A 14,077-nucleotide genomic window follows, 5' to 3' on the forward strand; every position below is an offset into this window, starting at 1 on the left:
ACCAGCGCTCCGACGTCTCCGCGGTGCCGGCCGCGGGCATTGTCGCCGAGGCGATGGTCGCCCTGGTCCTCGCGGATGCGGTGGCGGAGAAGTTCGGCGGTGACTCGGTGACCGAGACCCGCCGCAATGTCCGCTCGTACCTCGACAACCTGGCGATCCGGTGAGCGCCGTGCCCGCGGTTGTGCTGGTCGGCCCGATGGGTGTGGGCAAGTCCACGGTCGGGCAACTGCTCGCCGATCGGCTGGGCGTCGGCTACCGGGACACCGACGACGACATCGTGGCCGCCGAGGGCCGGGCCATCGCCGACATCTTCGTGTCGGACGGCGAGCCCGTCTTCCGCGCGATCGAGAAGCGGGCGGTGCACACCGCGCTCGCCGAGCACGAGGGCGTCCTCGCGCTCGGTGGCGGCGCCGTCCTCGACGAGGACACCCGCGCGCTGCTCGCCGGGCACCGCGTGCTCTACCTCTCGATGGACGTCGAGGAGGCCGTAAGGCGCACCGGTCTGAACGCGGCCCGGCCGCTGCTCGCGGTCAACCCGCGCAAGCAGTGGCGCGAGCTGATGGAGGCGCGGCGGCATCTGTACGAAGGGGTCGCCACGGCGGTCGTGTCCACCGACGGCCGTACGCCCGAAGAGGTCACCCAAGCAGCGCTGGACGCACTGGAGTTGAAGCAAGCATGAGCGAGACGGTGACGCGGATCCAGGTCGGCGGTACGGCGGGCACCGAGCCGTACGAGGTCCTGGTGGGCCGTCAACTCCTCGGTGAACTGGCCGGGTTGATCGGCGACAGGGTCAAGCGGGTCGCGGTGATCCACCCCGAGGCCCTCGCGGAGACGGGCGACGCCCTGCGGGCCGACCTGGCCGGGCAGGGCTACGAGGCCGTCGCCATCCAGGTGCCCAACGCGGAGGAGGCCAAGACCGCCGAGGTCGCCGCCTACTGCTGGAAGGCGCTCGGCCAGTCCGGGTTCACGCGCAGCGACGTCATCGTCGGCGTCGGCGGCGGCGCGACCACCGACCTCGCCGGATTCGTGGCGGCGACCTGGCTGCGCGGGGTCCGCTGGATCGCGATCCCGACGACCGTGCTGGCCATGGTCGACGCGGCCGTCGGCGGCAAGACCGGCATCAACACGGCCGAGGGCAAGAACCTCGTCGGCGCCTTCCACCCGCCGACGGGCGTGCTGTGCGACCTGGCCGCGCTGGAGTCGCTGCCGGTCAACGACTACGTCTCCGGGCTCGCCGAGATCATCAAGGCCGGTTTCATCGCCGACCCGCTGATCCTGGAGCTCATCGAGTCCGACCCCGAGGCGGCGCGCACCCCGGCGGGCCCGCACACGGCCGAGCTGATCGAGCGCTCGATCCGGGTCAAGGCGGAGGTCGTCTCCTCCGACCTGAAGGAATCGGGCCTGCGCGAGATCCTCAACTACGGTCACACGCTCGCCCACGCGATCGAGAAGAACGAGCGCTACCAGTGGCGGCACGGCGCCGCGGTCGCGGTCGGTATGCACTTCGCCGCCGAACTCGGCCGCCTGGCAGGCCGGTTGGACGACGCGACGGCAGACCGTCACCGTACGGTCCTGGAGGCCGTCGGGCTGCCGCTGCACTACCGCTACGACCAGTGGCCCAAGCTGCTGGAGACGATGAAGGTCGACAAGAAGTCCCGCGGCGACCTGCTGCGCTTCATCGTTCTCGACGGCCTCGCCAAGCCGACCGTCCTCGAGGGTCCCGACCCGGCCGTTCTCCTCGCCGCATACGGAGAAGTGGGCCAGTAAGTCCATCGACGCTCCTTGTGCCCGAATCGCCTTCAGAGGCGGGCACTTTGCACCGCCCCCGGTCGTTTCACCAAACGACGGCCGGGGGCGGTACCGTTCGGTAGCGAGCGGGTCCACACCCGCTGCCAGCACCAATTGCCTGCGGCGAGTGGTGAACCGAGCAAGAAGAACGAGACGGAGTGGCACCGGATGCAGCATGCAGTGGGATCTCCGCTGCCGCCGCCCCCTCAGCCGGGGCAGGGCCCGGCGGCCGGCTGGTCGCCGGCCGCACACCACCCCGGTCCACACCACCCGGGAGCCCACCAGGGTCCCGCACCCGTACCGCCACCGCCACCGGCGCCGGGCTTCACCGGCGCCGGAATCCCGTCCGGACCGATGCCGCCCGCACCCCCGCGGCCCCCGGTCCCACAGCACGCTCCCGCCCCGTCGGCGCCCGACACCACCGGCCATGTGCCACTGCCGCCCGGCGGCCCCGTCGGCATGCCCAGCGCGCCGCCCGCCCCGGTCGTGCCGGACCCGACGGCCACCACGCTGGCCGTGCTGCTGATCGGTCCGGCGGGCGCGGGCAAGACGAGCGTGGCCAAGTACTGGGCGGACCACCGCCGGGTCCCCACCGCCCACATCAGCCTCGACGACGTGCGCGAATGGGTCCGCTCGGGCTTCGCCGACCCCCAGTCCGGGTGGAACGACAACTCCGAGGCGCAGTACCGCCTGGCCCGCCGGACCTGCGGCTTCGCCGCCCGGAACTTCCTCGCCAACGGCATCTCGTGCATCCTCGACGACGCGGTCTTCCCGGACCGCCCGGTCGTCGGCCTCGGTGGCTGGAAGCGCCATGTGGGCCCCGGCCTGCTCCCCGTCGTCCTGCTGCCCGGCCTGGACATCGTCCTGGAGCGCAACGCCGAGCGCACCGGCAACCGCCGCCTCACCGACGAGGAGGTCGCCCGCATCCACGGCCGCATGGCCGGCTGGTACGGCTCGGGCCTCCCGATCATCGACAACTCCCAGCTCGACGTCCCGGGCACGGCGCGGGTCCTGGACGACGTCCTGGCGAGGGCCATAGCAAGCCCCCCGAACTGGTAGCCGACGGTATCCGGTCCCACCGGCCGCACCCGGCGCTCGGCAGCCGAACCCGCCCCGTCCCCCGACCGCACCCTCCCAACCGGCACAATCCGCCCACCGCTCCTACGCTCGTGTCATGTCAGAGGTGTACGCGGCCCGCCGAGCCAGGCTCAAAGAACGCTGCAACGCCGGCGGCAGCCCCGCCGCGCTGGTGTCATGCCCCGCCAATGTGCGGTACCTCGCGGGCGCGGCCCCGCAGGGCGCCGTTCTGCTGCTCGGCAAACGCGAGGATTTGCTGGTGTGTGCCGAGCCGCCCGACGACCGCCCCTACGAAGGGCGGCCGGACGAGAACCTGAGGGTGCACATCCTGTCCGGCAGGGGAGGCGACCCGGCGGTCGCGGCCGCCGGGCTCGCCACGGCCCAGGACGCCGACTCCATGGCCGTAGAGGAACACCACCTCACGGTCAGCCGCCACAGAGCGCTCGCCTCGACCGCCCCCGAGCTTCGCCTCGCCGACCTCGGCGGAGCCGTCGAGCAGCTCAGGGTCGTCAAGGACGAGGAGGAGATCTCCTGCCTGCGGATCGGCGCGGAGATCGCCGACCAGGCGCTGGGCGAGCTCCTGGAGTCCATCCTGGTCGGCCGTACCGAGCGGCACCTCGCCCTGGAGCTGGAGCGGCGGCTCGTCGATCACGGCGCCGACGGCCCCGGCTTCCCCACCTCCGTGGCCACCGGGCCGAACTCCGGCCGCCGCGGCCACCGCCCCACCGACCGGCGCGTCGAGGAGGGCGACTTCCTCTCCGTCTGCCTGGGCGCCACCTATCGCGGCTATCGCTGCGAGATCGGCCGTACCTTCGTCATCGGTACGTCGCCGGCCGACTGGCAGATCGAGCTGTACGACCTGGTCTTCGCCGCTCAGCGCGCCGGACGGGAGGCCCTGGCACCGGGTGCGGCCTACCGCGACGTGGACCGGGCCGCACGTCAGATACTGGACTCGGCAGGGTACGGAGAACGCCTGCAGCCGCTCACGGGACATGGGGTAGGACTCGAAATCGACGAGGACCCGCAGTTGGCTCCCGCAGCCATGGGTAAACTGGACGCTTGCGTGCCGGTCACCGTCGAACCGGGGGTCCACCTCCCGGGCCGGGGCGGTGTCCGGATCGATGACACGCTCGTCGTGCGCCCCGAGGCGGACGGCGGACCCGAGCTACTCACCATCACGACCAAGGAGCTGCTCGCGCTGTAGGAAGTGCGTGCCCCGGGGTCGTCCACGTCAGTCCAGGAGATTCCGCAACCGTGGCTTCCACGAACGACCTCAAGAACGGCCTGGTGCTCAAGCTCGAAGGCGGCCAGCTCTGGTCCGTCGTCGAGTTCCAGCACGTCAAGCCCGGCAAGGGCCCCGCTTTCGTGCGCACCAAGCTCAAGAACGTGCTGTCCGGCAAGGTGGTCGACAAGACCTTCAACGCCGGCGTCAAGGTCGAGACGGCCACTGTCGACAAGCGCGACATGCAGTTCTCGTACATGGACGGCGAGTACTTCGTCTTCATGGACATGGACACGTACGACCAGCTGCACATCGACCGGAAGACCGTCGGCGACGCCGCGAACTTCCTGATCGAGGGCTTCACGGCCGTCGTCGCCCAGCACGAGGGCGAGGTGCTCTTCGTCGAGCTCCCGGCGGCCGTCGAGCTGACCATCCAGGAGACCGAGCCGGGCGTCCAGGGCGACCGCTCCACCGGTGGCACCAAGCCCGCCATCCTGGAGACCGGTCACCAGATCCAGGTCCCGCTCTTCATCACCACCGGTGAGAAGATCAAGGTCGACACCCGTACGAGCGACTACCTCGGCCGGGTGAACAGCTAACCGTGGCTGCCCGTAACACGGCCCGCAAGCGTGCCTTCCAGATCCTCTTCGAGGGCGATCAGCGCGGGGCCGATGTCCTGACGGTCCTCGCGGACTGGATCCGGCTCTCCCGGACCGACGACCGGCAGCCGCCGGTGAGCGAGTACACGATGCAGCTCGTCGAGGGCTACGCGGAGCACGTGCGGCGCATCGACGAGCTGATCGCCCAGTACGCGGTCGGCTGGACGCTCGACCGAATGCCGGTCGTCGACCGCAACATCCTGCGGCTGGGTGCGTACGAGCTGATCTGGGTCGACGAGACCCCGGACGCCGTCGTCCTCGACGAGATGGTGCAGCTGGCGAAGGAGTTCTCCACGGACGAGTCGCCCTCGTTCGTCAACGGCCTGCTCGGGCGGCTGAAGGAGCTCAAGCCCTCGCTGCGCCGGCACGAGGCATAAGAGGTACCGAAGGCCTCAGCGGTACAGACGCCACAGGGCCCGCAGCGCGACTGCTGCGGGCCCTCTGGCGTCCTTGTACGTGTGAGCCCTGTGAGGCCCGCAGAACGCCGCCGGGGTGGCCGGAACCGTGAAGTTACGGCCCCCCGGGCGGCACGTTTCTGCTCAAGTGCGGAGCGGACTCAGCTCTCCTCGTGGGTGGCCACGGCGCGGCGCGCGTCCGCGTCCAGGACACCCCAGCTGATCAGCTGCTCGGTCAGGACCGAGGGCGACTGGTCGTAGATGACGGCGAGTGTGCGCAGGTCGTCCTGGCGGATCGACAGCACCTTGCCGTTGTAGTCACCGCGCTGGGACTGGATCGTGGCCGCGTACCGCTGCAGGGGGCCGGCCTTCTCGGCCGGGACCGTGGCGAGCCGCTCCAGGTCCAGGACCAGCTTCGGCGGCGGCTCGGCCGCGCCACCCGGGGTGGTGCCCGGAAGCAGCTCCTGCACCGGAACACCATAGAAATCGGCCAGCTCCGCAAGGCGCTGCACGGTTACGGCGCGGTCGCCGCGCTCGTACGAACCGACCACGACCGCCTTCCAGCGTCCCTGGGACTTCTCCTCGACACCGTGGAGGGAAAGGCCCTGCTGGGTGCGGATGGCCCGGAGCTTGGCCCCGAGCTGTTTGGCGTATTCGCTGGACATATGGCTCCCCGGACACTGTGTCGACGCGGCCGGCTGTGGTTCCGAACCGCGCGGCTGGTAACTCACTGTGAGGTTACGCAGCGTGACTCCCACGCGTCAAGCCGAATGGTCCACACCGACTCTTCCGTGGTCGCGGTGGCCGATTGCGCCATAGGGGTGATCAGGGGCGTCGCCGCGACCTGATACGGTGGATGGCGCAAATCCGACGTCCTTTAAGGTCCGTCCCGTGAGGCGGAGAAGGAGGTCCGTTTCGTATGGACAAGCAGGACACACAAGCGTCGTCCGATGCGCGGCCCGTTCTCGAAGGGCCCGACATCGCACGGGTGTTGACCCGTATCGCCCACGAGATCGTCGAGCGCGCCAAGGGCGCCGACGACGTGGTGCTCCTCGGCATTCCGACCCGGGGCGTCTTCCTCGCCCAGCGGCTCGCCGCCAAGCTCGAGGACATCACCGACCGCAAGATCCCGGTCGGCTCCCTCGACATCACCATGTACCGCGACGACCTGCGCATGCACCCGCCGCGTGCGCTGGCCCGCACCGACATCCCCGGTGACGGCATCGACGGCCGACTGGTCGTCCTCGTCGACGACGTGCTCTTCTCCGGCCGCACGATCCGCGCCGCCCTCGACGCCCTGAACGACATCGGGCGCCCCCGGGCGGTCCAGCTCGCGGTCCTCGTCGACCGCGGCCACCGCGAACTGCCCATCCGCGCCGATTATGTCGGCAAGAACCTCCCCACGTCGCTGCGGGAGACGGTCAAGGTCCAGCTCGCCGAGGAGGACGGTCGCGACACCGTGCTGCTCGGTGCGAAGCCGGCCGCCCCGGGCGAGCAGCAGTAGCGCAGGCGTACGGCCCCGGCCGTACGGCCCCGTACCCGCGCCTCCGCCTGCCCGGAATCTCCCAAAACCTGAACTGCCTTACGGAGCCTGACAGATGCAGCGTCATCTCATCTCGGCCGCCGATCTCACCCGCGACGACGCCGTCCTGATCCTCGACACCGCCGAGGAGATGGCCCGGGTCGCCGACCGGCCGATCAAAAAGCTGCCGACCCTGCGCGGCCGCACGATCGTCAACCTCTTCTTCGAGGACTCCACGCGGACCCGGATCTCCTTCGAGGCCGCGGAGAAGCGCCTCTCCGCGGACGTCATCAACTTCTCCGCCAAGGGGTCGAGCGTCTCCAAGGGCGAGTCCCTGAAGGACACCGCCCAGACCCTGGAGGCGATGGGCGTCGACGCCGTCGTCATCCGGCACGGCGCCTCCGGAGCCCCCTACCGGCTGGCCAACTCCGGGTGGATCGACGCGGCGGTCATCAACGCAGGCGACGGCACCCACCAGCACCCCACCCAGGCCCTGCTCGACGCCTTCACCATGCGCCGCCGGCTGATCGGCCGGGACACCGGGCTCGGCCAGGACCTCGCCGGCAAGCGCATCACCATCGTCGGGGACGTGCTGCACAGCCGCGTCGCCCGCTCCAACGTCGACCTGCTGCACACCCTCGGCGCCGAGGTCACCCTGGTCGCCCCGCCCACCCTGGTGCCGGTCGGCATCGGGAACTGGCCCTGCGAGGTGTCGTACGACCTCGACAGCACCCTGCCGAAGTCCGACGCCGTGATGATGCTCCGCGTGCAGCGCGAGCGCATGAACGCCGCCTTCTTCCCGACCGAGCGCGAGTACTCACGGCGCTACGGCCTCGACGGCGACCGCATGGCCAAGATGCCCGAGCACGCCATCGTGATGCACCCCGGCCCCATGGTCCGCGGCATGGAGATCACCGCCGAGGTCGCCGACTCCGACCGCTGCACCGTCGTCGAGCAGGTGGCCAACGGAGTCTCCATCCGGATGGCCGTTCTGTATCTGCTGCTGGGCGGCAACGAACCCGCCGTCACCCACGCCCGCACCCTCGAGGAGAAGTAAGACCCATGAGCAAGATCCTGATCCGTGGTGCGAAGGTGCTCGGCGGCGAACCGCAGGACGTACTGATCGACGGCGAGACGATTGCCGAGGTCGGCGTCGGACTGAGCGCCGACGGCGCCGGTCGTGCCGGAGGCGCGCAGGATGTGACCGTTGTCGAGGCCGCCGGCAAGGTACTGCTGCCGGGCCTGGTCGACCTGCACACCCATCTGCGCGAGCCGGGCCGCGAGGACTCCGAGACCGTGCTGACCGGCACGCGCGCCGCCGCCGGCGGCGGTTACACGGCCGTGTTCGCCATGGCCAACACCTTCCCGGTCGCCGACACCGCCGGCGTCGTCGAGCAGGTCTACCGGCTCGGCCAGGAGCACGGCTACTGCGATGTGCAGCCCATCGGCGCCGTCACCGTCGGCCTGGAGGGCAAGAAGCTCGCCGAGCTGGGCGCGATGCACGAGTCGGCGGCGGGCGTGACCGTCTTCTCCGACGACGGCAAGTGCGTCGACGACGCCGTGATCATGCGCCGCGCACTGGAGTACGTGAAGGCCTTCGGCGGTGTCGTCGCCCAGCACGCGCAGGAGCCGCGGCTGACCGAGGGCGCCCAGATGAACGAGGGCATCGTCTCCGCCGAGCTCGGCCTCGGCGGCTGGCCGGCCGTCGCCGAGGAGTCGGTCATCGCCCGCGACGTCCTGCTCGCCGAGCACGTCGGCTCCCGCGTCCACATCTGCCACCTGTCGACCGCCGGGTCCGTGGAGATCGTCCGCTGGGCCAAGTCCCGCGGTATCGACGTCACCGCCGAGGTGACCCCGCACCACCTGCTTCTGACGGACGAGATGGTGCGCACCTACAACCCGGTCTACAAGGTCAACCCGCCGCTGCGCACCGAGCGCGACGTGCTGGCCCTGCGCGAGGCGCTGGCCGACGGCACGATCGACATCGTCGCCACCGACCACGCCCCGCACCCGCACGAGGACAAGGACTGCGAGTGGGCCGCGGCCGCCATGGGCATGGTGGGCCTGGAGACCGCGCTGTCGGTGGTCCAGGAGACCATGGTCGAGACAGGCCTGCTGGACTGGGCCGGCGTCGCCGACCGCATGTCCTTCAAGCCCGCGCGGATCGGACGGGCCGAGGGCCACGGCCGTCCCGTCTCGGCAGGCGAGCCCGCCAACCTCACGCTGGTCGACACCGCATACCGTGGCCGGGTGGACCCCGCGGGCTTCGCCTCGCGCAGCCGCAACACCCCGTACGAGGGACGTGAGCTGCCGGGCCGAGTCACCCACACGTGGCTGCGGGGCAAGGCGACGCTCGTCGACGGGAAGCTCACGTGACACCTGTAATCCTGCTGGCCGCCGACCTGGCCGCCGAGAAGAAATCGGCCGAGGTCACCGACTGGGCCGCCCGCGCCGGCTGGCTCGTCGGACTCGCCCTGTTCGTCGCGCTCGTCTACTGGCTGATGCGCGAGGGCTGGAAGTGGCGCGGCACTCTTCAGGGCGACATCCCGGAGCTGCCCAGCGCGCCGGACGACCTGGGCCCGGCCAGACTGAGCATGAGCGGCCGCTACCACGGCTCCACCACCGCCGGGCAGTGGCTGGACCGCATCGTGGCCCACGGCCTGGGCACCCGCAGCCGGGCCGAGCTCACGCTGACGGACGCGGGCCTCGACGTCGTACGCCCCGGAGCGGCCGACTTCTTCGTCCCCGTCGCCGCGCTGCGCGAGGCCCGGCTCGACAAGGGCATCGCGGGCAAGGTCCTCACCGAGGGCGGCCTGCTCGTGGTCACCTGGGCCCACGGGGACCGGCTGATCGACTCCGGCTTCCGCTCCGACCGCGCGGCCGAGCACAACGAGTGGGCCGACGCCATCAACTCCATGATCAAGACACCCAGCACGGAAGGCGCCGAACGATGACGACCTCCATCCAGGGAGCCGCCTCGCAGAGGCACAAGGCAGCTCCCGCCGTACTCGTCCTGGAGGACGGCCGGATCTTCCGCGGCCGCGCCTACGGGGCCGTGGGGGTGACCTTCGGCGAAGCCGTGTTCTCCACCGGCATGACCGGCTACCAGGAGACCCTCACCGACCCGTCGTACCACCGCCAGGTCGTCGTCATGACCGCCCCGCACGTCGGCAACACCGGCGTCAACGACGAGGACCCCGAGTCCAAGCGCATCTGGGTCGCGGGTTACGTCGTGCGCGACCCCGCGCGCGTGCCCTCCAACTGGCGCGCCAAGCGCTCCCTGGACGAGGAACTGCGCCACCAGGGCGTCGTCGGCATCAGCGGCATCGACACCCGCGCCCTGACCCGCCACCTGCGCGAGCGCGGCGCCATGCGCGTCGGCATCTTCTCCGGCAACGCGCTGCCCGACGAGGGCACCATGCTCGCCGAGGTGCGCCAGGCCCCGGAGATGGAGGGCGCCGACCTCTCCGCCGAGGTCGCCACCAAGGAGACGTACGTCGTCCCCGCGATCGGTGAGAAGAAGTACACCGTCGCCGCCGTCGACCTCGGCATCAAGGGCATGACCCCGCACCGGATGGCCGAGCGCGGCATCGAGGTGCACGTGCTGCCCGCCACGGCGACCGCCGAGGACGTGTACGCCGTCAACCCCGACGGTGTGTTCTTCTCCAACGGCCCCGGCGACCCGGCCACCGCCGACCACCCGGTCTCCGTCATGCAGGCGGTGCTGGAGCGCGGCACCCCGCTCTTCGGCATCTGCTTCGGCAACCAGATCCTGGGCCGCGCGCTCGGCTTCGGCACCTACAAGCTGAAGTACGGCCACCGGGGCATCAACCAGCCGGTGCAGGACCGTACGACCGGCAAGGTCGAGGTCACCGCGCACAACCACGGCTTCGCCGTGGACGCTCCGCTCGACCACATCTCCGACACTTCCTACGGCCGCGTCGAGGTCTCCCACGTCTGCCTCAACGACAACGTGGTGGAGGGCCTCCAGCTCCTCGACAAGCCGGCCTTCAGCGTCCAGTACCACCCCGAAGCAGCCGCGGGTCCGCACGACGCCGCCTACCTGTTCGACCGCTTCGTTTCCCTGATGGAGGGCCAGCGTGCCTAAGCGCACCGATATCCAGTCCGTCCTGGTCATCGGCTCCGGCCCGATCGTCATCGGCCAGGCCGCCGAGTTCGACTACTCCGGCACCCAGGCGTGCCGCGTCCTGCGCGCCGAGGGCCTGCGCGTCGTCCTCGTGAACTCCAACCCGGCGACGATCATGACCGACCCGGAGATCGCCGACGCCACCTACGTCGAGCCGATCACCCCCGACTTCGTCGAGAAGATCATCGCCAAGGAGCGGCCGGACGCGCTGCTGCCCACCCTGGGCGGTCAGACGGCCCTCAACACCGCCATCTCGCTGCACGAGAACGGCGTCCTGGACAAGTACGGCGTCGAACTGATCGGCGCCAACGTCGAGGCCATCCACAAGGGCGAGGACCGCGACCAGTTCAAGCTGGTCGTCGAGGCGGTGCGGGAGAAGATCGGCCACGGCGAGTCCGCCCGCTCGGTCATCTGCCACTCCATGGAGGACGTCCTCGCGGGCGTCGAGCAGCTCGGCGGCTACCCGGTCGTCGTCCGCCCGTCCTTCACGATGGGCGGAGCCGGCTCCGGCTTCGCCCACGACGAGGACGAGCTGCGCCGCATCGCCGGCCAGGGCCTGACCCTCTCGCCGACCACCGAGGTGCTCCTGGAGGAGTCCATCCTCGGCTGGAAGGAGTACGAGCTGGAGCTGATGCGCGACAAGCACGACAACGTCGTGGTCGTCTGCTCCATCGAGAACTTCGACCCGATGGGCGTGCACACCGGTGACTCGATCACCGTCGCCCCGGCGATGACCCTCACCGACCGCGAGTACCAGATCCTGCGCGACATCGGCATCGCGGTCATCCGCGAGGTCGGCGTCGACACCGGCGGCTGCAACATCCAGTTCGCGGTGAACCCCGAGGACGGCCGGGTCATCGTCATCGAGATGAACCCGCGCGTGTCGCGCTCCTCGGCCCTCGCGTCCAAGGCGACCGGCTTCCCGATCGCCAAGATCGCGGCCAAGCTCGCCGTCGGCTACACCCTCGACGAGATCCCGAACGACATCACGCAGGAGACCCCGGCCTCCTTCGAGCCGACCCTCGACTACGTCGTCGTGAAGGCCCCGAGGTTCGCCTTCGAGAAGTTCCCGCAGGCCGACTCCACCCTCACCACCACCATGAAGTCGGTCGGCGAGGCCATGGCCATCGGCCGCAACTTCACCGAGGCCTTCCAGAAGGCGCTGCGCTCGCTGGAGAAGAAGGGCAGCCAGTTCACCTTCGTCGGCGCGGCAGGTGACAAGGACGAGCTGCTGCGCGAGGCCGTACGGCCCACCGACGGCCGGATCAACACGGTCATGCAGGCCATCCGCGCGGGCGCCACGCAGGAGGAGGTCTTCGAGTACACGAAGATCGACCCCTGGTTCGTGGACCAGCTCTTCCTCATCAAGGAGATCGCGGACGAGCTGGCCGAGGCCGCCGAGCTCACCCCGGACCTGCTCGCCGAGGCCAAGCGGCACGGCTTCTCCGACCAGCAGATCGGCGAGATCCGCGGGCTGCGCGAGGACGTCGTGCGCGAGGTCCGCCACGCGCTCGGGATCCGGCCGGTCTACAAGACGGTCGACACCTGCGCCGCCGAGTTCGCGGCACGGACGCCGTACTTCTACTCCTCCTACGACGAGGAGACCGAGGTCGCGCCGCGCGAGAAGCCCGCGGTCATCATCCTCGGCTCCGGTCCGAACCGGATCGGGCAGGGCATCGAGTTCGACTACTCGTGCGTCCACGCCTCCTTCGCGCTCAGCGACGCGGGGTTCGAGACCGTGATGGTCAACTGCAACCCGGAGACCGTCTCCACGGACTACGACACCTCCGACCGCCTGTACTTCGAGCCGCTGACCCTCGAGGACGTGCTGGAGATCGTCCACGCGGAGCAGCAGGCCGGTCCGGTCGCCGGTGTGGTGGTCCAGCTGGGCGGCCAGACGCCGCTGGGCCTGTCGCAGGCGCTCAAGGACAACGGCGTGCCGATCGTGGGCACGTCCCCCGAGGCCATCCACGCGGCCGAGGACCGGGGAGCCTTCGGGCGGGTGCTGGCCGAGGCGGGCCTCCCGGCCCCCAAGCACGGCACCGCCACGACTTTCGCCGAGGCCAAGGCCATCGCCGACGAGATCGGCTACCCGGTGCTCGTCCGCCCCTCGTACGTCCTCGGCGGACGCGGCATGGAGATCGTGTACGACGAGACCCGGCTGTCCTCCTACATCGCGGAGTCGACGGAGATCAGCCCGTCGCGCCCGGTGCTGGTCGACCGGTTCCTCGACGACGCGATCGAGATCGACGTGGACGCCCTCTACGACGGCCACGAGCTCTACCTCGGCGGCGTCATGGAGCACATCGAGGAGGCCGGCATCCACTCCGGCGACTCGGCCTGTGCGCTGCCCCCGATCACGCTGGGCGGCTTCGACATCAAGCGCCTGCGCGCCTCGACCGAGGCCATCGCCAAGGGCGTGGGCGTGCGGGGCCTGATCAACATCCAGTTCGCGATGGCGGGCGACATCCTCTACGTCCTGGAGGCCAACCCGCGCGCGTCCCGCACCGTCCCCTTCACCTCGAAGGCGACCGCGGTCCCGCTGGCCAAGGCCGCCGCCCGGATCTCCCTGGGCGCGACCATCGCCGAGCTGCGCGCCGAGGGTCTGCTGCCGGCCGACGGCGACGGCGGCGAGCTGCCGTTCGACGCGCCGATCTCCGTCAAGGAGGCGGTCATGCCGTGGTCGCGGTTCCGTGACATCCACGGCCGTGGCGTGGACACCGTGCTCGGCCCGGAGATGCGCTCCACCGGCGAGGTCATGGGCATCGACTCCGTCTTCGGTACGGCCTACGCCAAGTCCCAGGCGGGTGCCTACGGCCCGCTGCCGACGAAGGGCCGGGCGTTCATCTCGGTCGCCAACCGGGACAAGCGCTCGATGATCTTCCCGGCGCGTGAACTGGTCGCGCACGGCTTCGAACTGCTGGCCACGTCCGGCACGGCCGAGGTCCTCAAGCGCAACGGCATTCACGCCACCATCGTGCGCAAGCAGTCGGAGGGCGTCGGGCCGAACGGCGAGCGGACGATCGTCCAGCTCATCCACGACGGCGAGGTCGACCTGATCGTCAACACCCCGTACGGCACCGGCGGCCGCCTCGACGGCTACGAGATCCGTACAGCGGCTGTGGCGCGGTCCGTGCCCTGCCTGACGACGGTGCAGGCGCTCGCCGCCGCGGTCCAGGGCATCGACGCCCTCAACCACGGAGACGTGGGTGTGCGTTCGCTCCAGGAACACGCGGAACACCTGACCGCGGCCCGCGACTAGCAGCC

At 70.4% G+C, this 14,077-nt stretch carries 13 protein-coding genes and 1 pseudogene; 13 read left to right on the forward strand and 1 reads right to left on the reverse strand.

From position 1 onward, the window contains the following. The 7 genes and pseudogenes from Q8A52_RS39465 to nusB all read left to right on the forward strand — a co-directional run. A pseudogene (locus Q8A52_RS39465) lies at positions 1-164 on the forward strand (chorismate synthase); the annotation flags it as partial. Between the two features lie 32 nt (positions 165-196). Continuing rightward, a complete protein-coding gene (locus Q8A52_RS39470; protein WP_316761245.1) occupies positions 197-679 on the forward strand; it encodes a shikimate kinase in 483 nt (160 codons plus the stop codon). Then, the gene (aroB, locus tag Q8A52_RS39475) at positions 676-1,767 is read left to right on the forward strand and encodes a 3-dehydroquinate synthase (RefSeq protein WP_316760914.1); all 1,092 of its coding nucleotides are present in this window, start codon (positions 676-678) and stop codon (positions 1,765-1,767) included. The genes Q8A52_RS39470 and aroB overlap by 4 nt, the downstream gene beginning before the upstream one ends. Before the next feature lie 189 nt (positions 1,768-1,956). Next, a complete protein-coding gene (locus Q8A52_RS39480; protein ID WP_316760916.1) occupies positions 1,957-2,847 on the forward strand; it encodes a Pro-rich N-terminal domain-containing protein in 891 nt (296 codons plus the stop codon). Positions 2,848-2,962: 115 nt separating this feature from the next. Then, positions 2,963-4,069 carry an aminopeptidase P family protein gene (locus Q8A52_RS39485; RefSeq protein WP_316760918.1) on the forward strand — a complete coding sequence of 369 codons (1,107 nt, stop codon included), beginning with the start codon at positions 2,963-2,965 and terminating at the stop codon, positions 4,067-4,069. Positions 4,070-4,119: 50 nt separating this feature from the next. After that, complete coding sequence (efp, locus tag Q8A52_RS39490) at positions 4,120-4,686, forward strand: elongation factor P (RefSeq protein ID WP_263206605.1); 567 nt, start codon at positions 4,120-4,122, stop codon at positions 4,684-4,686. A 2-nt stretch (positions 4,687-4,688) separates the two neighbouring features. After that, positions 4,689-5,123, forward strand: a complete 435-nt coding sequence (nusB, locus tag Q8A52_RS39495; RefSeq protein WP_316760922.1) for a transcription antitermination factor NusB — start codon at positions 4,689-4,691, stop codon at positions 5,121-5,123. Between the two features lie 179 nt (positions 5,124-5,302). Here the strand turns inward: nusB and bldD are convergent, their stop codons facing one another. Then, positions 5,303-5,806, reverse strand: a complete 504-nt coding sequence (gene bldD, locus Q8A52_RS39500; protein WP_086170636.1) for a transcriptional regulator BldD — start codon at positions 5,804-5,806, stop codon at positions 5,303-5,305. A 254-nt stretch (positions 5,807-6,060) separates the two neighbouring features. Here bldD and pyrR point away from each other — a divergent pair, with 254 nt between their 5' ends. From pyrR to carB, 6 genes are all read left to right on the forward strand, one after another. Next, a complete protein-coding gene (pyrR, locus tag Q8A52_RS39505) occupies positions 6,061-6,645 on the forward strand; it encodes a bifunctional pyr operon transcriptional regulator/uracil phosphoribosyltransferase PyrR (protein ID WP_316760931.1) in 585 nt (194 codons plus the stop codon). A gap of 94 nt (positions 6,646-6,739) precedes the next feature. Then, positions 6,740-7,720: an aspartate carbamoyltransferase catalytic subunit gene (locus tag Q8A52_RS39510; protein WP_316760934.1), complete on the forward strand. Its 981-nt coding sequence runs from the start codon at positions 6,740-6,742 to the stop codon at positions 7,718-7,720. A 5-nt stretch (positions 7,721-7,725) separates the two neighbouring features. After that, the gene (locus tag Q8A52_RS39515) at positions 7,726-9,039 is read left to right on the forward strand and encodes a dihydroorotase (RefSeq protein WP_316760936.1); all 1,314 of its coding nucleotides are present in this window, start codon (positions 7,726-7,728) and stop codon (positions 9,037-9,039) included. After that, positions 9,036-9,617 (forward strand): PH-like domain-containing protein, encoded by a 582-nt coding sequence (locus Q8A52_RS39520; RefSeq protein WP_316760939.1) that lies wholly within the window; start codon positions 9,036-9,038, stop codon positions 9,615-9,617. Before Q8A52_RS39515 ends, Q8A52_RS39520 begins: the two co-directional genes overlap by 4 nt. Next, complete coding sequence (gene carA / locus Q8A52_RS39525; RefSeq protein ID WP_316760941.1) at positions 9,614-10,771, forward strand: glutamine-hydrolyzing carbamoyl-phosphate synthase small subunit; 1,158 nt, start codon at positions 9,614-9,616, stop codon at positions 10,769-10,771. The genes Q8A52_RS39520 and carA overlap by 4 nt, the downstream gene beginning before the upstream one ends. Beyond that, the gene (gene carB / locus Q8A52_RS39530; protein WP_316760944.1) at positions 10,764-14,072 is read left to right on the forward strand and encodes a carbamoyl-phosphate synthase large subunit; all 3,309 of its coding nucleotides are present in this window, start codon (positions 10,764-10,766) and stop codon (positions 14,070-14,072) included. Before carA ends, carB begins: the two co-directional genes overlap by 8 nt. Positions 14,073-14,077: the final 5 nt, after the last annotated feature.

Source organism: Streptomyces herbicida (assembly GCF_032656585.1).
Classification (GTDB): Bacteria; Actinomycetota; Actinomycetes; order Streptomycetales; family Streptomycetaceae; genus Streptomyces; species Streptomyces herbicida.